This is a genomic window from Arthrobacter sp. 01T428 (assembly GCF_056398685.1).
Map to the genome: position 1 here is coordinate 76,185 of NZ_JBFTPW010000028.1, position 23,873 is coordinate 100,057.

At 64.7% G+C, this 23,873-nt stretch carries 21 protein-coding genes, 1 rRNA gene and 1 pseudogene; 8 read left to right on the forward strand and 15 right to left on the reverse strand.

Features of this window, described 5'->3' with window-relative positions:
• Positions 1 to 203: 203 nt before the first annotated feature.
• Complete coding sequence (locus AC1DJB_RS21600; protein WP_390282169.1) at positions 204 to 1,529, reverse strand: cation:dicarboxylate symporter family transporter; 1,326 nt, start codon at positions 1,527 to 1,529, stop codon at positions 204 to 206.
• A 152-nt stretch (positions 1,530 to 1,681) separates the two neighbouring features.
• Between AC1DJB_RS21600 and AC1DJB_RS21605 the strand changes: the two genes are divergently transcribed.
• The 6 genes and pseudogenes from AC1DJB_RS21605 to AC1DJB_RS21630 all read left to right on the forward strand — a co-directional run bounded on the left by AC1DJB_RS21605 (position 1,682) and on the right by AC1DJB_RS21630 (position 8,483).
• Positions 1,682 to 3,349: a sensor histidine kinase gene (locus AC1DJB_RS21605; protein WP_306963665.1), complete on the forward strand. Its 1,668-nt coding sequence runs from the start codon at positions 1,682 to 1,684 to the stop codon at positions 3,347 to 3,349.
• Positions 3,346 to 4,059: a response regulator gene (locus AC1DJB_RS21610; protein WP_476910809.1), complete on the forward strand. Its 714-nt coding sequence runs from the start codon at positions 3,346 to 3,348 to the stop codon at positions 4,057 to 4,059. The genes AC1DJB_RS21605 and AC1DJB_RS21610 overlap by 4 nt, the downstream gene beginning before the upstream one ends.
• 121 nt (positions 4,060 to 4,180) lie before the next feature.
• Positions 4,181 to 4,836 (forward strand): annotated as a pseudogene (locus AC1DJB_RS21615) (GntR family transcriptional regulator); the annotation flags it as partial.
• On the forward strand, positions 4,832 to 6,352 hold the full coding sequence (locus AC1DJB_RS21620) for an MmgE/PrpD family protein (RefSeq protein WP_476910810.1): 1,521 nt from the start codon (positions 4,832 to 4,834) through the stop codon (positions 6,350 to 6,352). The pseudogene AC1DJB_RS21615 and the gene AC1DJB_RS21620, both read left to right, overlap by 5 nt.
• On the forward strand, positions 6,353 to 7,261 hold the full coding sequence (gene prpB / locus AC1DJB_RS21625; RefSeq protein ID WP_476910811.1) for a methylisocitrate lyase: 909 nt from the start codon (positions 6,353 to 6,355) through the stop codon (positions 7,259 to 7,261).
• A 70-nt stretch (positions 7,262 to 7,331) separates the two neighbouring features.
• A complete protein-coding gene (locus tag AC1DJB_RS21630; RefSeq protein ID WP_307055641.1) occupies positions 7,332 to 8,483 on the forward strand; it encodes a bifunctional 2-methylcitrate synthase/citrate synthase in 1,152 nt (383 codons plus the stop codon).
• Positions 8,484 to 8,598: 115 nt separating this feature from the next.
• Here the strand turns inward: AC1DJB_RS21630 and AC1DJB_RS21635 are convergent, their stop codons facing one another.
• From AC1DJB_RS21635 to AC1DJB_RS21650, 4 genes are all read right to left on the reverse strand, one after another.
• On the reverse strand, positions 8,599 to 9,399 hold the full coding sequence (locus AC1DJB_RS21635; protein WP_476910812.1) for a hypothetical protein: 801 nt from the start codon (positions 9,397 to 9,399) through the stop codon (positions 8,599 to 8,601).
• Positions 9,400 to 9,469: 70 nt separating this feature from the next.
• Entirely contained in the window at positions 9,470 to 10,006 is a 537-nt protein-coding gene (locus AC1DJB_RS21640) for an NUDIX domain-containing protein (protein WP_476910813.1), read from the reverse strand.
• Between the two features lie 82 nt (positions 10,007 to 10,088).
• Entirely contained in the window at positions 10,089 to 11,423 is a 1,335-nt protein-coding gene (locus AC1DJB_RS21645; RefSeq protein ID WP_476910814.1) for a hypothetical protein, read from the reverse strand.
• A gap of 2 nt (positions 11,424 to 11,425) precedes the next feature.
• Positions 11,426 to 11,935, reverse strand: a complete 510-nt coding sequence (locus AC1DJB_RS21650) for an RNA polymerase sigma factor (RefSeq protein ID WP_284991616.1) — start codon at positions 11,933 to 11,935, stop codon at positions 11,426 to 11,428.
• Positions 11,936 to 12,066: 131 nt separating this feature from the next.
• On the opposite strand from AC1DJB_RS21650, the gene AC1DJB_RS21655 reads away from it, so the two are divergent.
• The gene (locus AC1DJB_RS21655) at positions 12,067 to 12,735 is read left to right on the forward strand and encodes a hypothetical protein (protein ID WP_476910815.1); all 669 of its coding nucleotides are present in this window, start codon (positions 12,067 to 12,069) and stop codon (positions 12,733 to 12,735) included.
• Positions 12,736 to 12,779: 44 nt separating this feature from the next.
• On the opposite strand, the gene xerD is transcribed toward AC1DJB_RS21655, so the two are convergent.
• The 9 genes from xerD to AC1DJB_RS21700 all read right to left on the reverse strand — a co-directional run bounded on the left by xerD (position 12,780) and on the right by AC1DJB_RS21700 (position 22,072).
• Positions 12,780 to 13,772: a site-specific tyrosine recombinase XerD gene (gene xerD, locus AC1DJB_RS21660; protein ID WP_306963741.1), complete on the reverse strand. Its 993-nt coding sequence runs from the start codon at positions 13,770 to 13,772 to the stop codon at positions 12,780 to 12,782.
• The gene (locus tag AC1DJB_RS21665; protein WP_284991618.1) at positions 13,745 to 14,407 is read right to left on the reverse strand and encodes an NUDIX domain-containing protein; all 663 of its coding nucleotides are present in this window, start codon (positions 14,405 to 14,407) and stop codon (positions 13,745 to 13,747) included. The genes xerD and AC1DJB_RS21665 overlap by 28 nt, the downstream gene beginning before the upstream one ends.
• A 27-nt stretch (positions 14,408 to 14,434) precedes the next feature.
• Entirely contained in the window at positions 14,435 to 16,177 is a 1,743-nt protein-coding gene (locus AC1DJB_RS21670; protein WP_059389171.1) for a CTP synthase, read from the reverse strand.
• A 212-nt stretch (positions 16,178 to 16,389) separates the two neighbouring features.
• Positions 16,390 to 18,129, reverse strand: a complete 1,740-nt coding sequence (gene recN, locus AC1DJB_RS21675) for a DNA repair protein RecN (protein ID WP_441438369.1) — start codon at positions 18,127 to 18,129, stop codon at positions 16,390 to 16,392.
• Positions 18,130 to 18,132: 3 nt separating this feature from the next.
• Positions 18,133 to 19,155: an NAD kinase gene (locus AC1DJB_RS21680; RefSeq protein WP_284991620.1), complete on the reverse strand. Its 1,023-nt coding sequence runs from the start codon at positions 19,153 to 19,155 to the stop codon at positions 18,133 to 18,135.
• 13 nt (positions 19,156 to 19,168) lie between these two features.
• On the reverse strand, positions 19,169 to 19,981 hold the full coding sequence (locus AC1DJB_RS21685) for a TlyA family RNA methyltransferase (RefSeq protein ID WP_476910816.1): 813 nt from the start codon (positions 19,979 to 19,981) through the stop codon (positions 19,169 to 19,171).
• A gap of 2 nt (positions 19,982 to 19,983) precedes the next feature.
• Positions 19,984 to 20,238, reverse strand: a complete 255-nt coding sequence (locus tag AC1DJB_RS21690) for a hypothetical protein (protein ID WP_476910817.1) — start codon at positions 20,236 to 20,238, stop codon at positions 19,984 to 19,986.
• Positions 20,239 to 20,247: 9 nt separating this feature from the next.
• A complete protein-coding gene (locus AC1DJB_RS21695) occupies positions 20,248 to 21,237 on the reverse strand; it encodes an HAD-IIA family hydrolase (protein WP_059390265.1) in 990 nt (329 codons plus the stop codon).
• Positions 21,230 to 22,072, reverse strand: coding sequence for a hypothetical protein (locus tag AC1DJB_RS21700; protein ID WP_441438373.1), 843 nt, complete (start codon positions 22,070 to 22,072; stop codon positions 21,230 to 21,232). Before AC1DJB_RS21700 ends, AC1DJB_RS21695 begins: the two co-directional genes overlap by 8 nt.
• Positions 22,073 to 22,078: 6 nt before the next feature.
• On the opposite strand from AC1DJB_RS21700, the gene AC1DJB_RS21705 reads away from it, so the two are divergent.
• Entirely contained in the window at positions 22,079 to 23,158 is a 1,080-nt protein-coding gene (locus tag AC1DJB_RS21705; RefSeq protein WP_476910818.1) for a hypothetical protein, read from the forward strand.
• Positions 23,159 to 23,794: 636 nt separating this feature from the next.
• On the opposite strand, the gene rrf is transcribed toward AC1DJB_RS21705, so the two are convergent.
• Positions 23,795 to 23,873: ribosomal RNA gene (rrf, locus tag AC1DJB_RS21710) — 5S ribosomal RNA — on the reverse strand; the annotation flags it as partial.

The following is a 23,873-nucleotide window of genomic DNA, read 5'->3' on the forward strand; positions in this document are numbered from 1 at the left end:
AGCACTGCTCCCCACCTAGGCTACAGCGCCCGACACGGCATTTTGCGGAACTTGACATTGCCCGCAATTTGAGCCTTTACCTTCTAGCTGAGGTAGAAGGTTGGGCCCGCGTGCCGTAAAACATGCAATCAAAAGCAGGCAAGGCAGGTCCCTTGGCGGGTTCCTGCCTTGCCTGCATGGATGCTTCCAAACGGCGTGCCGGACTAAGCGGCCACGGCCTCTTTCACCTCGGGTTCAGCGTGGTGGCTGATCATGGTCAACTCGTCGAAAGGCGTCGCACCGGACAGGACGTTGGTGACCTGCTTGCGGTCGATTTCCTTGACCCAGGTACCGATCAACACGGTGGCGACGGCGTTGCCCGTGAAGTTGGTCAAAGCGCGGGCTTCGGACATGAAGCGGTCGATGCCGACGATCATCCCGACGCCGCCCAGCAGTTCGGGCCGGTGTGCCTGCAGGCCCGCGGCGAGGGTGGCCAGGCCGGCTCCGGAAACGCCGGCCGCTCCCTTGGACGCAATGATCATGAAGACCAGCAGCGATACCTGGGCGCCGAGGTCCAGCGGAATACCCATGGCGTTGGCGACGAACAGCGAGGCCATGGTCAGGTAGATGGCAGTTCCATCGAGGTTGAAGGAGTAGCCGGTAGGCACCGTGACACCAACAACCGGCTTGGAAACGCCGAGGTGCTCCATCTTGGCGATGAGCCTGGGCAGCGCCGCTTCGGAGGACGAGGTGGAGAAGATGAGCAGGTACTCGCGGGCCAGGTACTTCATCAGCTGGAAGATGCTGACGCCTGCCACAACCCGGAGCAAGGTGCCGAGCACCACGACGATGAACAGCGCGCAGGTGATGTAGAACGCAACCATCAGGGTGAGCATTCCGAAAATTGCCTTCACGCCGGTGGCACCGACTACCGCGGCGATCGCACCGAAGGCGCCGACCGGAGCCAGCCACATGATCATGATGAGGATCCGGAAAACGAGTGCCTGCCCGTGCTGGATTGCCTTGAGGACCGGCTGGCCCTGGGACCCCATGCGTTGCAGCGCGAAGCCCACCAGGATGGCGGCCAGGAGAGTCGGCAGGACCGGAATGTCTCCGGGGATGATGCCCAGCAGGAAATCGGCGGTGCTGTTCGTGGCAGCCTTCGCATTGGGGTCGTACGGGATCAGTTTCAGGCCCTCGCCCGGGTGGATGATGTTGCCAACGACCAAACCGATGGCGAGCGCGAAGGTGGACATCACCAGGAAGTAGATGAGTGCGAGCCCACCGACCTTGCCAACCGTGGCAGCCTTGGCGATCGATCCGATGCCCAGGACGATGGTGCAGAAGATGACGGGGGCGATCATCATCTTGATGAGCTTGATGAAGCCGTCACCCAAGGGCTTGAGGGATTTACCCACTTCCGGGAAAAGCAAGCCGACGACGGCGCCCAGCACAACTGCGGCGATCACGGCGATGTAGAGGTAATGCGACTTGTCCAGCCCCTTGCGCCCGGCCTTCGCGGGTGCAATCTCTCCTCTTTGAGAGGTCATGGCTTTGCTCCTTATAGATACTCTGGAAAGCGCCGTGGTCCCTGCAAAATGTCCCTGCGTCGCTCTGCTGTGATACCCATCATTAGGCGCGGCGTGACATGTATCACTGTTGCGTTCATATTGGTCACAGGATGGCCCGCAGAAAGGAGCACGTGATCCGACGCTGGAGCATTGCCCGCAGACTCTTTGTGGCGAATCTACTGTTCGTGCTGGCGCTCACCGCCATCGTGGGCACGGCTGCCTTCCTGGACGCGAGGGACCGGGCCTACAACGACGCCGGCCAGCGCATGCAGGCAGTGGCCGCCGCGATCGCAGCCAATCCGCTCGTGCTCCAAGCAGCCGGCACGCCGAATCCATCCGCCACCCTGCAGCCGTACGCCCAGGTGGTGACGGCCAATGCCCATGCCGATTTCATCACCATCATGGCTCCGGACCGGACCCGCTGGACCCATCCGAACCCCGACGAAATCGGCAAACCGTACATCGGCACCATCGATCCTGCCCTCCGCGGCCAGACATTCACCGAAGTCACCGCCGGCACCCTGGGCCCGTCCGTGCGCACCATCGTCCCCGTGGAGGATCCATCCGGCAAAGTCCGGGCCCTCGTGGCGGCGGGTGTCACGGTGCGCACCGTGGATGTCGCCGTGTCAGCACGACTCACGGCGATCATCGGCATCTCCCTGGCCATGCTCGCAGGCGGCTCCCTCGCCTCGTGGCTATTGGGGCGGTACCTGCGCTCGGTCACCAGGGGCTGGGGACCGGAGCAATTGGCGCAGTTGTTCGCGTATTACGAGTCGGTCCTGCATTCGGTCCGCGAAGGCGTGGTCCTGATCGACACCGGCGGCAGGGTGGTCATGTACAACGACCAGGCCGCGGAACTGCTGGGACTGGAACGGTCCGACGTCGATCCCGCGGCGGAAGCCGCCCCACGCTTGTCTGATCTGCCACTCGATCCCAGCCTCCACCGCCTCTTCGAGTCCGGCCGGACGGCGCACGACGAGATCCACCTCACCGGCTCGCGCATCCTGGTGGTGAACCAGGCGCCGGCAGTGGGGCCGCCCGGCATGAGGGGCCGGCAGCGGCCTGCGGTGTTCGGGACCGTAGCCACGCTCCGGGACAGGACGGAAATCGAGTCCCTGGGCAGTGAACTCGAAACCATGAAGACCCTGTCTGACGCCTTGCGGGCACAGACTCATGAACACGCCAACCGGCTGCACACCATAGTGTCCCTCATGGAGCTCGGGCGTACCTCCGATGCCTTGGACTTCGCCACCAAGGACTTGGAACTGAGTCAACAACTGACCGACCACCTCGTGGCGTCAGTGGACGAGCCCGTCCTGAGCGCGCTCATCATGGGGAAGTCGGCCGAGGCGCACGAACGCGGAGCGGAGCTGACGGTCACAGTGACCGGCGGGGACGGCCTCCAGGGCCTGGCAGTGCAGGACCTTGTGACGATTTTGGGAAACCTGCTGGACAACGCCCTCGACGCGGCAGCCGCCGCTCCCCCGCCGCGCAAAGTGGAACTGGGCATCGACTCCGGACCTGAAGGAACCACCTTCACGGTTGTCGATTCCGGCCACGGGATCGATCCCGGCATCGTGGACGACGTCTGGCAGTACGGATACAGCACCAAGGCGGCGGGAATCGGACAGGCCGGGCAGCCCGGAGCCCCTTCCCGCGGCGTGGGCCTCGCCCTGGTCCGGCAAGCTGTGCAGCGGCTTGGCGGTACGCTGTCCATCAGCGACTCCACGAGCGCCTTGGGCGGCGCGTTCTTCCGCGTAGTGCTCCCGGTGCCGGACTCCAGGAAAGAAGCCGAATGACCGAAATCCGCGTCCTCGTTGTCGAGGACGAACCCATCGCCGCCGATGCCCATGGCGTCTACGTGGGCCGAATCGACGGTTTTACCGTCGCGGGAACGGCCCCGGACGGACAGTCGGCCCTGCGGCTACTCAACGAATTCGCCGTTGCCGGCCAGCCGGTGGACCTCGTCCTGCTGGACATGAACCTGCCGGATCTGCATGGACTGGATGTTGCCCGCCGAATGCGCGCTGCGGGACTCCTTGCGGACATCATCGCCATCACCGCCGTCAGGGAAGTGAACATTGTCCGGAGCGCGGTGTCGATCGGCGTGGTGCAGTACCTCATCAAGCCGTTCACGTTCGCCACCTTCGCGGATAAACTCGCCAGTTACCGCGCCTTCCGCGAACAACTCGCCGCACCGGCGTCGGGCGCCCGGGCGAGCGGAGCATCGCAAAGCGATGTGGACCAGGCGTTTGCCAGTCTCCGCGCACCCACCGAAGTCCCACTGCCCAAGGGGCTTTCCGCCCATAGCCTGGAGTCCGTCAAAGACCTCCTGGCCAGCCTTGGCCGGCCGGTGTCCGCAAGCGAGGCAACTGTCGCCCTTGGGATGTCCCGGGTTACAGTACGCCGCTATCTCGAGTACCTGGCCGACGCCGGTATGGTCACGCGGAATGCGCGATACGGCACTCCGGGACGTCCGGAGAACGAGTACCGCTGGAACCGGAGTTAGTCCACAATTCACCGGTGGATGTATACACAGATCGATCATCGGGCGAGCATTCGCCAGAAAAGCTAGGCTTGATCGCTGTTTATGTATACACTGAGGACGTCCACCCAGTGAAGGAGGGTCCATGCGTGCCAGCGACAAAGCCTATGCGGCCCTGCGCGAAGACATCATCGAATGGCGCCTGGCACCCGGAACGGTCCTCGCGGAAGTGGAACAATCCGAACGCCTGGGCGTGTCCCGCACACCGGTCCGGGAGGCGCTGGGCCGGCTCAGCGCGGAAGGGCTGACGACGGCGGCAGGCGGCCGCGGCGTCGTCGTCACCGATATCTCGCTGGAAGACATCGACGAACTGTTCGAGCTGCGCGAAACCCTGGAAGGCAAAGCCGCCGCCCTCGCCGCGGAACGCGGTGAACGCCCGGTGTTCGAGCAACTCCACGCTGAGCTCCTCCGGGCCCCGGAGATGCTCAACGACAGCGACCCCTCCCGGCACGACTACTACGCCCTCGTGGGAAGGCTGGATGAGGCGATCGACGAGGCCATCTGCAATTCCTACCTCGCCCAGGCCATGCGCAGCCTGCGCGTGCACCTGGTGCGGGTCCGCCGCCTCGCGGCCGACGACGCCGAGCGCCTCCTTGCCGCCGCGGCAGAGCACGCCGCGATCGCCGAAGCCATCGCGGCAGGCAACCCCCGGCTCGCCGAAGCCGCCACCACCGTCCATCTGCACCGCAGTCTTTCCCACGTCAAAGCCACCCATACCCCTCACTAAAGGAGCACCATGGTGAAGAACAACCACGTCCGCGTCTACAAGAGCGAAGAAAACCTTCCCCGCGAGGAGCAGCTGGCGCACAAGATCGCTACTGTTGCTGCCGACCCAGTCGAGGTTCTTCCCCTCGTCACGGAGATGGTCATCAACCGGATCATCGACAACGCCTCCGTCGCTGTCGCGTCCTTGAACCGTGCCCCGATCATTGCTGCCCGGGCGCAGGCCCTGACCCACGCGCCGACCACCAACGGCAAGGGCTCGTCCGTCTTCGGCATCAGCGACAAGGTCTCCCCCGAATGGGCCGCCTGGGCCAACGGCGTCGCCGTCCGCGAACTCGACTACCACGACACGTTCCTGGCCGCGGACTACTCCCACCCGGGCGACAACATCCCGCCGATCCTCGCCGTGGCCCAGCACGTCGGTTCCAGCGGTAAGGACCTGATCCGCGGCATCGCCACCGGCTACGAAATCCAGGTGAACCTCGTCAAGGCCATCTGCCTGCACAAACACAAGATCGACCACGTCGCCCACCTCGGCCCCTCCGCCGCCGCCGGCATCGGCACCCTCCTGGGCCTGGACGTCGAGACAATCTTCCAGTCCGTCGGCCAAGCCCTGCACACCACCACCGCCACACGGCAGTCCCGCAAGGGCGAAATCTCCACCTGGAAAGCCCACGCCCCCGCGTTCGCCGGCAAGATGGCCGTCGAGGCCGTGGACCGCTCCATGCGCGGCCAAACCTCCCCCGTGCCCATCTACGAAGGCGAAGACGGCGTCATCGCCTGGATGCTCGACGGCCCGGACGCCTCCTACGAAGTCCCTCTCCCCGAGGCCGGCGAAGCCAAGCGCGCCATCCTGGACACCTACACCAAGGAACACTCCGCCGAGTACCAGGCCCAGGCCTGGATCGACCTCGCCCGCAAGCTCCACAAAGAGCACCCCGAGGCCACGGACCCGGCCAACGTGGCCTCCGTCCTGATCAAAACCAGCCACCACACGCACTACGTGATCGGCTCCGACGCCAACGACCCCCAGAAGTACAGCCCCACCGCGTCCCGGGAAACCCTGGACCACTCCATCCCCTACATCTTCACCGTCGCCCTGCAGGACGGCTCCTGGCACCACGTCGACTCCTACAGCCCGGAACGCGCCGGCCGCCCCGACACCGTGGAACTCTGGCACAAAGTCACCACCGTCGAAGACCCCGAATGGACCCGCCGCTACCACTCCCTGGACATCGCGGAAAAGGCCTTCGGCGGCACCGTTGTCATCACCCTCAACGACGGCACCGTCATCACGGACGAGATCGCCGTCGCCGACGCCCACCCGCTCGGCGCCAGGCCGTTCGCCCGTCAGCAATACATCAACAAGTTCCGCACCCTCGCGGCCGGGCTGGTGGAAGAGGCCGAGATCGAAAGGTTCCTCGCCGCCGTCGAGCGCCTCCCGGAACTGGGCCCGGGCGAACTGGACCAGCTGAACATCACCGCCGCCCCGGGCGTCATCGACCTCGCCGCCGCACCGAAGGGACTGTTCTAGATGCTCTACTCCGAGACGACCCCGGAGCAGAAGCGACTCAAGCTCCGGGACCTGCTGAACTCAGGGACCATCGCCCAGTTCCCCGGGGCTTTCAACCCGCTCTCGGCACGCCTGATCGAGGAGAAGGGCTTCCCCGGCGTCTACATCTCCGGTGCCGTCCTCGCCAACGACCTCGGCCTGCCGGACATAGGACTCACCACCCTCACGGAGGTCGCCACCCGGGCAGGGCAAATCGCCCGCATGACCGAACTCCCGTGCCTCGTGGACGCGGACACCGGATTCGGCGAGCCGATGAACGTGGCCCGCACCATCCAGGAGCTCGAAAACGCCGGGCTGGCCGGTTGCCACATCGAGGACCAGTTCAACCCGAAACGCTGCGGGCACCTGGACGGCAAGAACGTGGTCGACGTCGACACCGCCGCCAAGCGCATCCGCGCAGCGGCCGACGCCCGCAGGGATCCGAACTTCCTCATCATGGCCCGGACCGACATCCGCGCAGTCGAGGGCATCGAAGCAGCCCAGGAACGCGCCAAAGCACTCGTCGACGCCGGCGCAGACGCGATCTTCCCGGAAGCCATGAAAGATCTCAGCGAGTTCCAAGCCATCCGTGATGCAGTGGATGTGCCGATCCTGGCCAACATGACCGAGTTCGGCAAAAGCGAACTCTTCACCGTGGAACAACTCCAGGGCGTCGGCGTGAACATGGTGATCTACCCCGTCACCCTGCTCCGCATTGCCATGGGGGCTGCAGAGCGTACGCTGGAAACGATCAAGGCCACTGGAACGCAGGAGGCGCAGGTGGAGAACATGCTCACCCGTGCGCGCCTCTATGACCTCGTGGACTACGAGGCCTACAACCACTTCGACACGAGCGTTTTCAACTTCCAGGTTCCTGGGCTCAGCCGGTAACTGGATCAACCAAGGGATGCAGGCGCTCCGGCTATTCCGGAGTGCTTGCCGACGAACGAAGGAGGACAGCATGGTTGCTGTTGAGATCAAGAAAGGCCTGGCCGGCGTCGTGGTTGACTACACCGCGATCTCCAAGGTCAACCCGGACACCAACTCGCTGTTGTACCGCGGTTACCCCGTGCAGGAACTCGCCGCCAAGTGCAGCTTCGAAGAAGTCGCCTACCTGCTGTGGAACGGTGAACTGCCCACTCCGGAGGAACTTGCTGAGTTCACTGCCCGCGAGCGTGCGGGCCGCGCCCTTGACCCGGTGGTGAAGCAGGTCATCGATGCGCTGCCGACGACGTCCCACCCCATGGATGTCTGCCGGACGGCCGCTTCGGTGCTGGGAGCCCGGCACCCTCTCGCCGAGGTTTCCACGCCCGAGGCCAATATGGCCAAGGCCATTGACTTGTTCGCCGCCATGCCGGCGGTGGTCGCCTACGACCAACGCCGTCGGCGCGCCGACGGACAGGCCATCGAACCCGTGGCACCGCGGGACGACCTGGGCTACTCCGCGAATTTCCTGTGGATGACCTTCGGCGAGGACCCGGTGGACGAGGTCGTCAAGGCTTTCAACGTCTCGATGATCCTCTACGCCGAGCACTCCTTCAACGCGTCCACCTTCACGGCCCGCGTGGTCACCTCCACCCTCTCGGACCTGCACTCCGCGGTCACCGCGGCGATCGGCGCCCTCAAGGGCCCGCTGCACGGCGGCGCCAACGAGGCCGTCATGCACACGTTCGAGGAAATCGGCATCCGCACCGAGGAATCGCTCGATGACGCCGCCTCCCGGGCGAAGACCTGGATGGAACACGCCCTCGCGCAGAAGAAAAAGGTCATGGGATTCGGTCACCGCGTCTACAAGCACGGCGACTCCAGGGTGCCCACCATGAAGGCCGCGCTGGACAAGATGATCGCCCACTACGGCCGGCCCGAGATCCTGGGCCTGTACAACGGCCTCGAGCAGGCGATGGACGAGGCCAAGGCGATCAAGCCCAACCTCGACTACCCCGCCGGACCCACCTACCACCTCATGGGATTCGACACTCCGACCTTCACCCCGCTGTTCGTCGCCAGCCGCATCACCGGATGGACCGCACACATCATGGAGCAGCTCGGATCAAACTCCCTGATCCGCCCGCTCAGCGAATACAACGGCGTGGACGAACGGCACCTGCCGTAGTTCCACCTGCACGACGGCGGGCCGGTCACCTCCCCACGAGCCCCCTGACCTCGCAAGCTCGGCCAGGGAACCCGGCTTCGCGTGGGCCCAGGCCGGCCCGCCGTCGTTCCAGTCGCTATTGAGTCAGCTGCAGGCTGGTGATCATCCGCTTGAGCTTCTGGTATTCCGGTGTCTGCAAGTACTGCGTGGCTTCCGCCATGGTGCTGAAGGTGCGGGCGCCAAGGGCTTGGGGCACGTCCGTGGCGAAAGACAGCGTGCCTTTGGGAGCGCCGGCCACGAAGGAGTACATCAGGCCGCTGTCCTGCACTTCCCCGCTGGACTTGTCCACCAGACCGATTTGATAGCCGACGCCCTTGCCTTGGGCCGTCTGATCCAGCACGCGGTAGGAGAACCTGGCCTGGGCGGTGGTCACCCACTGGCCCTTTAGTGACGTGGCAGCTGTGTCGAGCTCCTTTTGCTTGTACGTTCCTGGCCCGCATGCCCCGCCTACGCCGCCGCCCGTGCCGTAGTAGAACTTCGCCACCACACTGCCCGACTCATCGCTCACCTGGATTCCGGATGCGGGATTACTGGCGGTGCCTGCTGGAACATCGGCGGCCGTCCATCCCGAAGGAAGATCGAACTGCACGTGGGCGCTGGTGCTGACGAAGCTCGCCCACCCGGAGCCCGCCGTCGCTGGTGTTGATGCTGTCGGTTCTTCCGTAGCGGCCGTTGAAGCCGAGGCCGTGGCCGACGCCGATGGGGCAGTCGTCGCAGGGGCCGTCGTAGCTGCTGTTGCCGGTAGCTGGCTTCCGCTCCGGGATTGTCCCTGGGACCCAAGGTTGGCGGCAACGAGGAATCCCGCTGCAAGGACCGCTGCGGCAAGGGCCACCAACACGATGATTCTCAGTCTCCGCATCTTCTGTCTGGAATCCACCGTTCCCCCTTTGTCGGTTAGCGCCCGAAGTGGGCGTCTATCGTGTAAGTTTCCGCAAGACGCCCCGAGGTTACAGCCCGGGCACCCAATTCCGCGCGGACCCACCAGCTGCTGCTCCGTCGTTGTTCCAGTCTGCGTGGAAGACCTCGGCCATGTTCTCGTTGTCATCTGCGAGCACCACGCGCACATCCATGCGCCGGCCATTCATCATCGCGGGAAGCCAGTGCTCGGCGTCGGCCCACATGTGAGCTACCGGCAGGTCCTCCGCCGGGTACCACTGGGGCGTGATCTCGTCGCTCTCGGAAGGCTCCCCCACCCAGGATTCGGAAAGGAACACGGTAGTAAACATGTTCCATTCAGGCTTGGCAGGGAAAACAAAGTCCACAGTTCCCGCGGCCACCAGGTCGTCCGGCTCAACATCGACGTAGACTTCCTCGCGGACTTCCCGGCAGATCGCCTCGACGGCGGTCTCGCCCTCCTCCACATGGCCGCCGACGCCTACTACTTTGCCCTTGCCGAAGCCGGTGCGCTTGCGTCCCAGAAGGACCTCCCGGCCGCCATCGACCTCGCGGAGGAGAAAACAGAGGGTCACGTGTGCGGCTGTCATGGCATCAAGACTACGACTGCGTCGCCCCCGAAGTACGACGCCGGGCCGCTCACCTAAGGTGGCCCGGCGTCGCGCCGTGTCTCTAGCCCACCTTGGTGATCGTGAGCGAAGTGATGACCGCCTTGAGGTCTTTATAGCTTTGTGTCTGGGTAAAGGCCGCGGCTTCTTCGATGGTGGTGAATTTGTAAAGACCCCAGGAAGGCCCTCCCAGTGGACGGCGATCGGTGAAGCTAAAGAACTTCAAGGGACCGGGTCCTGCTACCGCGAGGTCAAGGACGCAGCCTATTCCGTCCTGTCCAGCGATACGGTTGGTAATTCCTATCCCTGCCTGAACCGGACCCCCGTCATTTGCGGCTGAGGTCATTGCGACATACACGAATCTCGGTGTGCCCTGGGCCGGCGACGCCAGGTCCGTCGGCAGCCCGGTCATGGGCTGACTGTCGAGGATCTTGTAGGGCGCCCTGTTTTGGCAGCCGCTGGTGCTCCAGTCATTGGTGTCGCCGAAGGCCAGCCGTGCCGTGTACTGGCCGCTGGAATCCGTGAGGGCGGTTCCCGGGCCGTTTGTGAGGGCAAGGCTGCCGGACGGATCGGCCAGTTGCCACGATGCCGGGTAATTGAAGCTCACTTTATAACCCGTGGACCGGTCCTCGTACGTCTTGAGACCTTCGGCAGCGAGTGATCCTGGCTCCGGGGAACCCACCAGATCGGGACGAAGGTCCACCGGGATTCCGTTGGTGACGAACGCCTTGTCCATGAATTGCTCAGCCGTCAGCCGATCGTTGTTGGACGCTGCGCCTGCCCAGTTCCCAAGGCTGGTTTCCTGCACATAGCTCCCGTTGACAAGCTTGGCGATCCAGAACCAGTCCCCCGGTTCCGGGTTCGGATTGTCGCTTGGTGCGGGCGCCATGATGCTCATCCATCCGGCCTTGCAGCCCACAAGCCGGAGAACCGGTTTCAGCTGCTCCAATGAAGTCATGGCGCCCGTCAGGTTCTGAATCGAGCACTCACCGTGTCCGACGCCGGCAAGTGACGTGGGCGCCGCCGTCGGGCCTGCTGTCTCGCTCGGACTCGCCGTCGGGCTGGCTGTGCCGGCCGCCGTAGCTGTGGCCGTCGGTGGCGCGCTCGGCGTCATGGAGGACGCGCCGGCCGGATCCGGGACTGCAGTGATCGAACCCAAGTGCGCTGCCACGAGCACCCCTGTGGTCACCGCGGCAGCGGCCATCGTCAGCAATCCTGCAATCCTGGCATTCCGCAGCCGGCGTCCAGCCGCCATGGACCGAACGTTCGGCGGCAGCTTGTCAGGACCGTTCCCGGGAGAAGCCAGCACCCGGGCCAAAGCCGCCTCTGCATCCGGCACCGCGCCAACTCCGCTGCGCAACGGATCGGCCCTCTCAATCAATTCTCTGATCGGATCCATCCCTATGCCCCCAACTTCTGTGCCACCGCGCCGCTACCGGCCGGCAGTAGCTTTCGGAAAGCCTCCCGCGCCCGGTGCAACCGCACCTTCGCGGCCGACTCTCCGCACTGCAGGACCGCCGCGATCTCTACCATCGTCATTTGATCCCAGTACGCCAACTGCAGGATGTCCCGGTCTTTCTCCCGCATGGAATCCAACACCTCATCCACCAGCGAGTATCCGTTTCCGGCCCCGTCGCCGGAAACCACGGACTCACGGAGGCGCTCATGCAGTGCTACCTGGCGCCGATGGCTCCGATAAGCGTTTCCCAGAAGATTTCTCGCCACCGTGAACAACCAGGCCACATCCACCGATGACGCCTCATCCCACTTCTGCCAAGCGACCCGAAATACGTCCGCAGCCAACTCTTCGGCCACATGCGGATCCTCCACACGTCGCCGCACAAAACGGAAGATGCGCGGGTACGTATCCCTATGCAGCGCAACGAACGCCGATTCCCCCTCGGAAAGCACAATCCCCCACCCTCAATCCGAAACCCCAACCAAACCCTGGCCAACTGTATAGTTTCCGGCACGAGCCCGCAGGTTACAGCGCTGCCACGCCAACCGGACCAGCAAGAGCCGCCGGTTGCTAAAGTGTCGCCGTGAGCCAAGAGGGGAACGAGCAAGCCTCCGAGGCCTGGCTGCCTGGCTGGCTGGTCCGGCATCCGCTCTACTCCGGGTGGGTATGGACCGGATTCTGGGCGTTGTTGATCGTCCTCGACGAATTCCTGGACCTGGCCGGCTGGAGCTGGTACCTGCTGGTCGGCATGGCCGCACTGCCGACCCTCCTGTCCACGCTCGCTGTGCTGAACGCTACTCCCCGCAGGCATTTGAAACCACACAGCGAATCAGTGCTGGGCCACTTCTTCGTGAGATTCCTTGCCCTGCTGACTGCATTCCTCGTGTGGGGCGTTTCGGTGGTCATGAGCGCCTCGATCTCCACGACTGTCCAGGCCGCCGTAGGAAATTCCGAGCGCGAAGTCACGGCCCTCGGCTTCAACTTGCTCGTGGCAGCTGTCCCGCTTGTCATCTCCGTGCTGTGGATGGCTTTCATCGTCCGCTGTGCCTGGTTCCTGCGCCGTCTGCGTGGTTGGAGCCAAAGTCCCGCCAGTTCACGGGTGCCGAGGAAATTCCTGCGCTCCCGGCCTCATCTGAGGCGGGTGGTTGTCGGCTTGGCGCACCCGGGCCTTCTGCTCGTAGCCGGCCTCGGCATGTCCATTCTGGCGCTGTTCCTGAACGCGGTGGAACTGACCTTCAAGGTCTTGGCATAACCGGCACCGGACTGCGTGCAGTGTCCAGCGGGTGGCGCAATGCATCAGCCGAGGGCTCGCGGATGCGCAGCCGCATACACTTCACGCAAAGTGTCGGCAGTGACCAAGGTGTACACCTGCGTGGTGGTCACCGAGGCGTGGCCCAGGAGCTCCTGAACCACCCGGACGTCAGCGCCACCCTCAAGCAGATGCGTGGCGAAAGAATGCCGGAGGGTGTGCGGGGAGACGTCCTTGGTGATGTTGGCCTTCTCGGCCGCGGTCTTGAGAATAGTCCAGGCGCTCTGCCGGCTGATCCGGCCTCCGCGGGCATTCAGGAACAGCGCCGGCGTGCCTTTTCCTTTCGCGGCCAACGCAGGCCTTCCGCGAACCACGTAGGACCCGACGGCGCGTGCACCGTAAGACCCCAGAGGAACCAGGCGCTCTTTGGAACCTTTTCCGAAGAGCCGCACGATCGCGGGACCATCGGCTTCCGCTTCGAGCGAGACATCGTCGACGTCAAGGCCTACAGCTTCGCTGATGCGGGCACCTGTGGAGTAGAGGAACTCCAAGAGCGCGCGGTCCCTCAACCCGGTGGCGGTGTCGGCACCGGCAGCCTCAAGTATGCGGGTCACTTCGCCGACGCTAATTGCCTTCGGCAGACGCTTGCCGGGCATTGGCGGGTGGACATCGCTGGCGGGGTCCGCCGTCGTCGTCCCCTCCAGGGCCCAAAACTTGTGCAGCCCCCGGACGGCAACCACGGTGCGGGCCGCAGAGCGGACGCCGAGGGCGGCGCCCCCATCGGAACCGTCTGCCAACGCCTGCACAAAGGCGGTGACGTCACGCCGGGAGATATTGCCCGGGTTGTCGACGCCGGACGCGGCCAGGAAGTTCGAATAGCGGGACAGGTCCCGTCGGTATGCGGACAGAGTGTTGCTTGCAAGGCCTCGTTCCACGCCGAGGTGTTGCAGGTAGTCCGTGACGGCCCGGTCAATGGCGGTCCGGACCCTGGTCTCCGCGAGCTGGGGCACGGTCAGCGCTGGCTCGGGTGGGCGGGCCAGGGAGCATCGGCCGGCCGCAGGTTCCTGAAGCCGTCGGCGCGTGCGGCGGCGGCCGCGAGTATCCCGACGACGGCGGACGGGTTATGCAGGCGGCCCTCGAGGACCGCCGAAACAGCCTCGTCAAGCGTGACCCACACGAGTTCGATTTCGGCCTCTTCATCCGTGCGGACGTGCCGTTCCGCCTCGGGAACGTCACCCAATCCGCGCGCCAGATAGATGCGAATCGCCTCGCTCGAGGAGCCGGGCGAATTGAAGAAGTCCGCGAGGACATTCCACGTGGCCGCCGTGAGATCGGCCTCTTCCGCGAGCTCCCTGGCCGCGCCGACCACGAAGTCCTCGCCGGCCACGTCAAGAAGCCCGGCAGGAATCTCCCACAGGTCCATTCCCACCGGGTGGCGGTATTGCTTGAGCAACAGGATCTCGCCGTCGACATTCATCGGCAGCACCGCGACGGCGCCGGGATGGTCGATGTAGTCGCGGACCAAAGTGCCGGTGTCTTCGCCGAGCTCGAAGGCGTCACTGACGACGTCCCAAATACGGCCTTCATAGACCTTGCTGGACGACAAAAGACGGCGCGGGCTCGGCATGTCCGAAACCTTCCGAAAAGTGCTGGGGGTTTCAGAAATACCGGGCATCGCGCCGTCCTTCGTTTGTGTGAGCGATTACTTCGCAGCGACCTTGCGGGCTGACTTTGCTACCGAGTCCACGCCGGACTGACGCTCCAGCGCGGCCTTCACGAGGCCGGCAAACAGCGGGTGCGGGCGCGTCGGGCGGGAGCTGAGCTCGGGGTGGGCCTGCGTTGCCACGTAGTACGGGTGTACGTCACGCGGCAGTTCCACGAACTCAACCAGCTTGCCATCGGGGGACGTACCGGAGAACACGAGTCCCTCGGAGGCGATCTGCTCGCGGTACTTGTTGTTGACCTCGTAGCGGTGCCGGTGACGCTCGCTGACGGTTGTTGCGCCATAGGTCTCTGCAACCACGGAGCCTTCATCCAACTTGGCTTCGTAAAGGCCCAGGCGCATCGTGCCGCCAAGGTCGCCCTTGCCGTCCACGATGTCGAGCTGTTCTTCCATCGTGGCGATGACCGGGTACTTGGAGTCGGGTTCGAACTCGCTGGAGGACGCCCCCTCGAGGCCGACCACGTTGCGGGCGTACTCAATGACCATGCACTGGAGACCGAGGCACAGGCCCAGCACCGGAAGCTTTGTCTCGCGGGCGAACTTGAGCGCACCAAGCTTGCCCTCGAGGCCACGGATACCGAAGCCGCCGGGAACGCAAATGGCGTCGACGCCGGCCAAGGACTTGGTGGCGCCCTCGAGGGTTTCACACTCGTCGGACGGGACCCAGCGGATCTTGACCTTGGTTTCGTTTGCAAAACCGCCGGCACGCAAGGCCTCGGTCACGGACAAGTATGCGTCCGGGAGGTCGATGTACTTGCCCACGAGGGCAACTTCCACGTGGTGCTTGGGGTTGTGGACAGCTTCGAGGAGCTTGTCCCAGCTGGTCCAGTCGACGTCCTTGAACGGGAGATCCAGGGCTCGGACAACGTAGGAGTCAAGGCCCTGGGTGTGCAGCGTCTTGGGGATGTCGTAGATGCTCGGCGCATCGGCGGCGTTGATCACGGCGTCGATATCGACGTCGCACATGCGGCCAATCTTTTCGCGCATGGCGTCAGGCACTTCGCGGTCCGAACGGATCACGATCGCTTCCGGCTGGATGCCGAGGGAACGCAGCGCGGCAACAGAGTGCTGTGTTGGTTTGGTCTTCAGTTCCTGCGAGGGTCCGATGTACGGCACCAAGGAGACATGCAGGAAGAAGACGTTGTTGCGGCCGATGTCCTGGCGGACCTGGCGCGCGGACTCGAGGAAAGGCTGCGACTCGATGTCGCCCACGGTGCCGCCGATTTCGGTGATGATGACGTCCGGAGCGTTTTTGCCCTCAGCGGGGAGGCGCATGCGGCGCTTGATCTCGTCCGTGATGTGCGGAATGACCTGGACGGTGTCGCCGAGGTACTCACCACGCCGTTCCTTGGCGATGACAGTCGAGTAGATCTGGCCGGTTGTGACGTTGGCCGAGCCCTCGAGGTTCTCATCGAGGAAGCGCTCGTAGTGTCCGATGTCGAGGTCGGTTTCGGCGCCGTCGTCAGTGACGAAGACTTCGCCGTGCTGGAAGGGGTTCATCGTGCCCGGATCCACGTTGAGATAGGGATCGAGTTTCTGCATAGTTACAGACAAACCGCGTGCCCGCAGCAGGTGGCCGAGGCTCGAAGCCGTCAGTCCCTTACCGAGCGAGGACGCCACACCGCCAGTGACAAAGATGTGTTTGGTCGTCTTGGACGAGCCCGGGAACCGGGAATTTACACGGGAATTTGATCGCTGCACCACGGAATTCGAGCCTATCATCAATTGCGCCTCCAAAGGATCCGCTTTGCCGTTTTCCCAAATGCTCAATAGTCCCCTGCCGTGGGGCAAGGATCAAGAGTAAAGTCCACCCGGACCGGTAAAAACAGGCCGGGCGGCTGGGAATCCGCCGCCCGGCACCGGGACCGCCGAAGCGGTCTCCCAGCCCGACGAAGGCGCGCATGTGACCGATGTCCCAGGCTGCGGCCGGGCTTCTATGCCTGCTGGGGCAGCAGTTTGGCGTCGTCCAGCAACTCCTGGGCATGCGCGCGCGCAGACTCCGAGTCTTCCTGCCCCGCGAGCATCCTGGCAAGCTCCTTCACGCGTTCTTCGTCATCGAGGAGCTGGACATCGCTGGACGTGAAGCCAGAAGCGGTCTTTCCGTCGCTTCCCCGGACTGAGGTCTTGGTGACCCGAATGTGCTGGTCGGCGAAGGCGGCCACCTGCGGCAAGTGGGTTACCACCAGCACCTGGACGTGGCGGGCCAGCATGGCAAGCCGGCGTCCGATCTCGACGGCGGCACGCCCGCCCACTCCGGCATCCACTTCGTCAAAGACGAAGGTCGGCACCGGATCCACGGCTGCGAGGACCACTTCGATGGCGAGCATGACGCGGGACAACTCACCACCGGACGCGCCCTTGCCGAGGGGGCGTGCCGGGGCACCTGAGTGCGGTTGCAGGAGGAAGGAGATGTCGTCGATGCCGTGCGGCCCCAGCTGTCCTTGGCTGTCCACCTCGATCACCAGGGTTGCATCGGCCATCGCAAGGGCAGTGAGTTCCGCACTCACGCGCGCGGAGAGCTCCTTGGCTGCCTTCGAGCGCGACTTCGAGATGCGCGTGGCCTGCTTTCGCAGCGTCGACTCCGCAGCAACCACCTCGGCGTCAAGCGCTTCGATCCGGCTCGAGTCATCCTGCAGTTCATCCAGGCGGGTCCTCGAAGCTGCCGCCCATTCCAGGACCTCGTCGATGCTCGGAGCGTACTTGCGGATAAGTTTGGCCAGCGCTGCGCGCCGCTCCTCGATCTCCGAAAGCCGTTCGGGTCCCTCGGAGTCCAGGGACGCTTGGTAGCTGGACAGCTCCCCCGCGATGTCGTTGACGAGGAAGCCGATCTCGGCGAGCCTTGCGGCGGCTCCCGCCAACGATTCGTCATGCTCGGAAACCTGGTCGAGCGCACGTTTGGCAGAGTCAATCAGAGTCGTGGCATCGGCCGTTTCGCCGAATTCCTCCGAGATCAGTGCTTCATGCGCTGCCGCGGCGGCGATGCGGAGCTCTTCCACGTTCGCCAACTTCACGGCCTCGGCCTTGAGGGACTCGTCCTCACCCGGCTGGGGATCGACGTCGTCGATTTCGTTGAGCGCGACCGCGAGCGATTCCGCCTCGCGCAGCCTTTCGCGGGCCTCGCCGCGGAGTGTGTCGAGCTCTGCCTGGCTGGATTTCCAATGGCCGTAAAGCTCCTGGTATTCGGTGAGCATCGCCGCGAGCTCGGCCCCGGCGAAGCGGTCCAATGCGTGCCGCTGCGCCACGGCACCCTTGAGCCGGATCTGGTCCGACTGGCCATGCACCACCACGAGGCTCTCGCCAAGTTCCGCCAACACGCCGACGGGCGCCGACCGGCCGCCCACGAACGCACGGCTGCGGCCGTCAGCACCCACGGTGCGGGCCAGCAGGAGCTGGGTGCCGCCGTCGTACTCTTCCGCGTCGCCGCCGGCCTCCACGGCCCGTCCCACGGCGGCGTGCGCCGGATCGAGCAAGAGCGTGGCCTCCGCAGAGGCCGACTTGGCACCGGAGCGTACCGCACCGGCGTCGGACCTGGCCCCCAGAAGGAGCCCGACGGCGGTGACCACCATGGTCTTGCCGGCGCCCGTTTCACCCGTGACCACACTCAGGCCGGGCCCCAACGGCAAGGTGGCGTCGGTGATGACGCCGAGATCACGGATCCGGAGTTCCTCGATCATGGTTTACATCTCCTTTGTGGGGTCGGCCGCTCTGCCTGTCCGCACGTCCTGGGGCGTCGGCAAAGGGCTGGGCTTGAAGGTCCTGATCACGGGGGTAGGACCGGTGTGGATGTCAGCCGAACGGGGTGCCGGACCCCGCCAGCCGTGGATGGGCAGCTCAAACTTCCGCACGAGCCGGGCGGAGAACGGGGTCTGGTGGGTGCGGGCAAGCCGCACAGGCCGGGTGGACCGGGTTACTTCGATCCGGGCGCCTGGCGGCAGGTCCACGGAACGGCGGCCGTCGCACCAAAGCACGCCTTGGGCGTCGGTCCGGGTAAGGATCTCCACGGCCAGCTTGGACCGCGGCGAAACTACAAGGGGCTTGGCGAAGAGGGCATGGGCGCTGATGGGGACGATCACGAGGGCCTCCACCTCCGGCCACACCACAGGCCCGCCGGATGAAAAGGCGTAGGCCGTGGAGCCCGTAGGGGTAGCAAGCACCACTCCATCGCAGCCGAAGGACGTCAGCGGACGTTCATCCACTTCGGTCACCACTTCGATCATGCGTTCCCGGTCCGCCTTTTCGATGGCGGCTTCGTTGAGGGCCCAGGTATGCCAGATCTTCTGGCCCCGGACCCACACCTGGACATCGATGGTCATGCGCTCTTCCACCGTGTATTCGCGGCTGGCAATCCATTCGACGGTCTGGGCAAGATCGGCACGCTCGCTCTCGGCGAGGAAGCCGACATGCCCGAGGTTGACGCCCAACAGGGGAACATCGACGTTGCGGACCAGCTCGGCCGCGCGCAGGATGGTGCCGTCGCCCCCGAGAACCATGACGAGTTCGACATCTTCCAACCGGACGTCCTCGTGGAGTATCTCGATCGGCTTGTCCACCACGCCATAGAACCGTTCGATGTCGTCCAGTTCAGACTTCTGCATCACGGGTATCAAGCCGGAGTAGTGGAGCTGCCCGCAGGCATCCCAAGCCGCGCGAAGGGAGTCCTCGCGCCCGGTGTGGGCAAGGACCAAAACGCGCCTGCTCATGGTGTTCTGCTTTCTAGTGGGTGGTCCAGATTCGTTCCATCAGTGCAGCAACTTCGTCGTCCCGCTCTTCGATCTTAGGCAAGTCCGCCTGCATCCTGCGTTTTATCCACAGGAAGTACTCCACATTTCCGTCCTGGCCGGGCAAGGGACTCGATGCCAGGCCGCAGAGTTCAAGCCCTGCGTCCACGGCCGCCCTGGCGACTTGGGCCACGGCGCGCCGCCGTTCATGATCGGAGGTGACCACGCCGGTGCGGCTCAACCGTTCCTTGCCAACCTCGAATTGCGGCTTCACCATGAGCACCAGGTCTCCCCCGGGTTCGGTGCATGCAGCAAGCGGATGCAGAACCAGGGTGAGGGAAATGAAGGACAGATCCGCCACAGTGAGCGCGGCCGGCCCGCCGATCTGCCCGGGCGTCATGTAACGGACGTTGAGGCCCTCATGGACTGCGACGCGGGGATCGTTCCGCAGGGACGGCACCAACTGGTCATGCCCGACGTCGACCGCCACCACATGCGCGGCACCTTGCCGGAGCAGCACGTCAGTAAAGCCACCGGTGGAGGCTCCGGCGTCGAGGCACCGCTTTCCTTCCACAATGACGGCAGGGAAGGCCGCCAGCGCCCCGGCCAGTTTGTGTCCGGCACGGCTGACGTAAACGTCCTCGGCGTGGGCTTGAACATCGATTTCCGTCTCTTCGGAGACCTGTTGCGCTGCCTTGGCGAGAACGCTGCCTCCGGAACTGACCTTTCCGTCCGCAATGAGTTTCGCGGCATGGGTCCGCGATCTCGCCAATCCACGACTGACGAGTTCCTGGTCGAGTCTGGCCATGCTCAGCGCTCGTCGGCGTCGAGGGCCGCCAGCAGGGAGTCGTGGATCTCGGCGTAGATACCGATGTGCTCGGCCACGGGCACAGCGGAAATGCCCGCCAGCTGCTCCACGGCAGAGTCCACGGCGGCGTCACCTGTGGGGGCCGCGTCGTCCGGCCATGGGGCGTCGTGCGGTTCGACGCTTTGCGGCTCGGGGCTTTGCGGCTCGGGGCTTTGCGGACCGCCGGCGCCCTCCGGGTGATCGTTCAACTCGCTCATTGGACCAGTCTAGTTTTCCAGCCATTCGAGCCGCGGCGATGTAGCCTCTGCCGCGTCGGGATTGGCGGCCCACCAGGCTGCGCACGCAGCACGCCAGGCGTCCAGGTCCTTCTCGGAACCGGAGACGGTGATCAGGCCGTCCTGGACTTCGGCGGTTGCCTTTCCGCAGCGGAACGTGCTGTCCTCCTCGACGATCTCTGGGTAGGGCTCGTACAGTTCCGTCAGGTCAGCCAGCAAGTAGCCGGGGCGTTCCGAGCTGCGTGCAGCAAGGATGGATTCGGGCGTGTCGACGCCGGTGAGGACCGCTGCCGTCGCGAAGCCCGCACGGTTGCCACCAAGGATGTCGGTGTCCAGTCTGTCTCCGACGACGATCGGGCGCTCCGACTTCAGCCTCCGTGCCGCCGAGTGGAAGAGCGGGGCCTCCGGCTTGCCGGCGACCCGCGGCTGTTTGCCCGTGGCGGACGCGACAGCGGCCACGAGGGTGCCGTTTCCGGGAGCGATCCCGCGGGCCTGGGGAATGGACATGTCCGTATTGGTAGCCACCCAGAGGGCGCCTGCGGCAACAACGTAGGACGCCTCGGCCAGGTCCTTCCACGCGATGTCCGGGTTGAAGCCCTGGACCACAGCCACAGGGTTGTCTTTGGCGCTGTGGACAGGTGTGAGGCCCACGAGTTCGATTTCGTGGGCCAGGGCCGGGCTGCCGGTGATCATTACCCGGGAACCCGGAGCCAGGAGTCCAGCCAAAAGGTCGCCTGCGGCCTGCGAAGAACTGACCACCTGGTTGTCCTCAGCAGGCGCGCCCAGTTCACGAAGATGCGCGGCAACCTGCGCCGGGGTACGCGAGGCGTTGTTGGTGACATAGCCCAGACGCACCCCGACCGACTCGAGCCGCTGCAGGGACTCCACAGCGCCGGGAATCGCGTGCGGACCTGCGTAGACAACTCCGTCCAGGTCGGACAGAACGGCGTCAAAACGCGATACCAGCGAGGCCTCAGTCATTCTTGGTCTCTTCGCCGTCGGAAGCCTCTTCTCCGTCTTCCTCGTTGTCCTCGTCTTCCTCTACGGAATCGCGGTCCGACTCGGCGTCGTCGGACTCGAAGTAGTCAGACTCGACGTCGTCGAGTTCTACGTCGTTCTGTTCCGTGTCGTCCTGTTCGGTGGTTTCGGAGGAGATGGCCGTCTCCGGGATCGCGGGCGCGGCCTCGGACGTGCTCTCTTCGGATCGCCCGGTGTTCTCTTCGATGCTCCGGAAACGGGGCTTGCGAACCTCGTTCTCGTCGTCCTCGCCGAGGTCGATGATGTCCGGATCCTCGAAGTCTCCAACGCCGAGGGCATTTTCGGCGACAACTGCCTGGCGCTGCCACTTGCCGGCTTCTTCCGTGCGACCCACTGCAGTCAGGGCGTCGGCGTAGGCACGGAACAGACGCGGGCTGTAGGAGAAGGCGCGGTTGATGTCGAGCTGGATGATCTCCAACTCAGCGACGGCGGCATCCAGCTGGCCAAGATCGCTCCGGGCGCCGGAAGCCACAATGGCTAGCTCAACCTTGCCGGGAGCGTCGAGATCCTGGGCCTCGGGTGAACGGACGACGTCCAGCGCACGGTCCGGGCGCCCCAGACCGCGTTCGCAGTCGGCCATAAGGGGCAAATGGACGTTGGAGCCACTGATCCGGCGGTAGGTGCGGAATTCGCGAAGTGCCTCCCCGTAGTGGCCGGCAGCGTAGGCAGTCAGGCCCACAGCCTCGCGGACAGCCGCCAACCTGCCACCACGGCGGCTTGCGGCGAGGGCATGCTGGAAGGACAGCTCAGGGTCGATATCGATGAGGCGGCCCGCCATCACCAGGTGCTTGGCAACCCAATCGGCATTCGTGCCTTCAAGGGTCTTGATCTGGTGCTTGGTGACCCGGTCGAGCTCCTGGCCTGTAACGTCGTCGTCGATCTCCGGGGAACGCTCGCGGTCCGGGCGGTTGGCGCTGCGCAGATCCGCCGCGTTGGGAACCCGGGCGGGACGCTCTTCCCAGGATCCGCCGCCGAAGCTGCGTCCCTCGGTACGTGGGCCATCGAACTTGCGGGGACCGCGCTCGGGGCGGTCGCCGAAGCTACGGCGTTCTCCGTCGCCTTCGCGGCGCGGACGGTCACCGAACGGCTTCCGATCACGGTCGCCGTCGCGGCTCGGACGATCACCAAACGGCTTCCGATCACGGTCACCGAAACTCGGGCGCGCATCCCCATCACGACGAGGACGATCACCAAACGGTTTGCGATCGCGGTCACCAAACGGCTTCCGGTCACGGTCACCGAAACTCGGACGCGCATCACCTTCGCGGCGCGGACGGTCACCGAACGGTTTGCGATCGCGGTCACCAAACGGCTTACGATCACGCTCACCGAAACTCGGGCGCGCATCCCCATCACGACGAGAACGGTCACCAAAGGGTTTACGGTCACGGTCACCAAACGGCTTACGATCACGGTCACCCTCACGACTCGGACGATCGCCAAACGGCTTCCGATCCCGGTCGCCGAAACTCGGACGCGCATCCCCATCACGACGAGGACGGTCACCAAAGGGCTTCCTGTCACGATCACCGAACGGCTTCCGATCCCGATCCCCCTCACGGCTCGGACGGTCACCGAACGGCTTCCGATCCCGGTCACCAATACTCGGACGCGCATCCCCATCACGACGAGGACGATCACCAAACGGCTTACGGTCGCCGTCGCGGCTCGGACGGTCACCAAACGGCTTACGATCCCGGTCACCGCCAGGAGCGCCGTCACGGTTTTCCCTGGAACGGAATCCTCGCGGGTCGCCCCCGGAATTGTTGTTGGCGCGGAACGGGCCGCGATCGCCCCGGCCACCGCCGAAGTTGCCGCGGTTGCCGCCGTTGTGCTCAGCCATGATGGATTCCTCCTGTTGTGAGCTGACCACTGGCGCATGCGCAGCCGCTCTTATCCGTATTTTGTTCTCACGCCGCCGGGATCCGGCTCGTATCTCTTATGTAATTCTAGGTGAACAGGCATCTGCGAACGCATTCGTAGGCCGCCTATTCAGCTTCCCGTGGGAATCATCACAACCCCAAGCATGACTGAGCCGCTAGGGCTGGCTTACAGATCCGAGTCCGGGATCGGAATCCTCAAACAACGCCCGCTCACATATACCGGGTTCCGGCCGGACGCCCGCTCACATATACCGGGTTCCGGCCGGACGCCCGCTCACGTATGGCGGGTCCCGGCGGGACGCCCGCTCACTTATGGCGGCGGGCGTCGGTCGTGGAACCTGGATAGGTGAGCCGGGGTTTGGGATTTCCCTGCCATATCCGAGCCGGGGTCTGCCAAAATGGCCCTATATCTGAGCGGGGGTCCGGGGAAACCGGGCCATAGGTGAGCGGGCGTCCGGGGAAACCGGGTCATGGGTGGGCCGGGGTTGGATGCCCCGGACCGCCGCTCAGTAATAAAGGGTTTTCGTTGGTCGCGGGCTCTCGTGTGTCGTGTGTTGGGGTGTTTTAAGTGGGTCAGGCCCCGACACGGTGTGTCGGGGCCTGGCCGGTGAATGGTTGTCCGGCGGTGTCCTACTCTCCCACACCCTCCCGGGTGCAGTACCATCGGCGCTGTGGGTCTTAGCTTCCGGGTTCGGA

Bases quoted from the DNA above. Each gene is read 5' to 3' on its own strand.
- prpB (WP_476910811.1), top strand. From the start codon at position 6,353: ATGCTCTACTCCGAGACGACCCCGGAGCAGAAGCGACTCAAGCTCCGG.
- AC1DJB_RS21665 (WP_284991618.1), bottom strand. From the start codon at position 14,407: ATGCCCGGTATTTCTGAAACCCCCAGCACTTTTCGGAAGGTTTCGGAC.
- AC1DJB_RS21670 (WP_059389171.1), bottom strand. From the start codon at position 16,177: ATGATAGGCTCGAATTCCGTGGTGCAGCGATCAAATTCCCGTGTAAAT.
- AC1DJB_RS21600 (WP_390282169.1), bottom strand. From the start codon at position 1,529: ATGACCTCTCAAAGAGGAGAGATTGCACCCGCGAAGGCCGGGCGCAAG.
- recN (WP_441438369.1), bottom strand. From the start codon at position 18,129: ATGATCGAGGAACTCCGGATCCGTGATCTCGGCGTCATCACCGACGCC.
- AC1DJB_RS21680 (WP_284991620.1), bottom strand. From the start codon at position 19,155: ATGAGCAGGCGCGTTTTGGTCCTTGCCCACACCGGGCGCGAGGACTCC.
- AC1DJB_RS21690 (WP_476910817.1), bottom strand. From the start codon at position 20,238: ATGAGCGAGTTGAACGATCACCCGGAGGGCGCCGGCGGTCCGCAAAGC.
- AC1DJB_RS21700 (WP_441438373.1), bottom strand. From the start codon at position 22,072: ATGGCGGGCCGCCTCATCGATATCGACCCTGAGCTGTCCTTCCAGCAT.
- AC1DJB_RS21685 (WP_476910816.1), bottom strand. From the start codon at position 19,981: ATGGCCAGACTCGACCAGGAACTCGTCAGTCGTGGATTGGCGAGATCG.
- AC1DJB_RS21645 (WP_476910814.1), bottom strand. From the start codon at position 11,423: ATGGATCCGATCAGAGAATTGATTGAGAGGGCCGATCCGTTGCGCAGC.
- AC1DJB_RS21620 (WP_476910810.1), top strand. From the start codon at position 4,832: ATGGTGAAGAACAACCACGTCCGCGTCTACAAGAGCGAAGAAAACCTT.
- AC1DJB_RS21610 (WP_476910809.1), top strand. From the start codon at position 3,346: ATGACCGAAATCCGCGTCCTCGTTGTCGAGGACGAACCCATCGCCGCC.
- AC1DJB_RS21695 (WP_059390265.1), bottom strand. From the start codon at position 21,237: ATGACTGAGGCCTCGCTGGTATCGCGTTTTGACGCCGTTCTGTCCGAC.
- AC1DJB_RS21640 (WP_476910813.1), bottom strand. From the start codon at position 10,006: ATGACAGCCGCACACGTGACCCTCTGTTTTCTCCTCCGCGAGGTCGAT.
- AC1DJB_RS21630 (WP_307055641.1), top strand. From the start codon at position 7,332: ATGGTTGCTGTTGAGATCAAGAAAGGCCTGGCCGGCGTCGTGGTTGAC.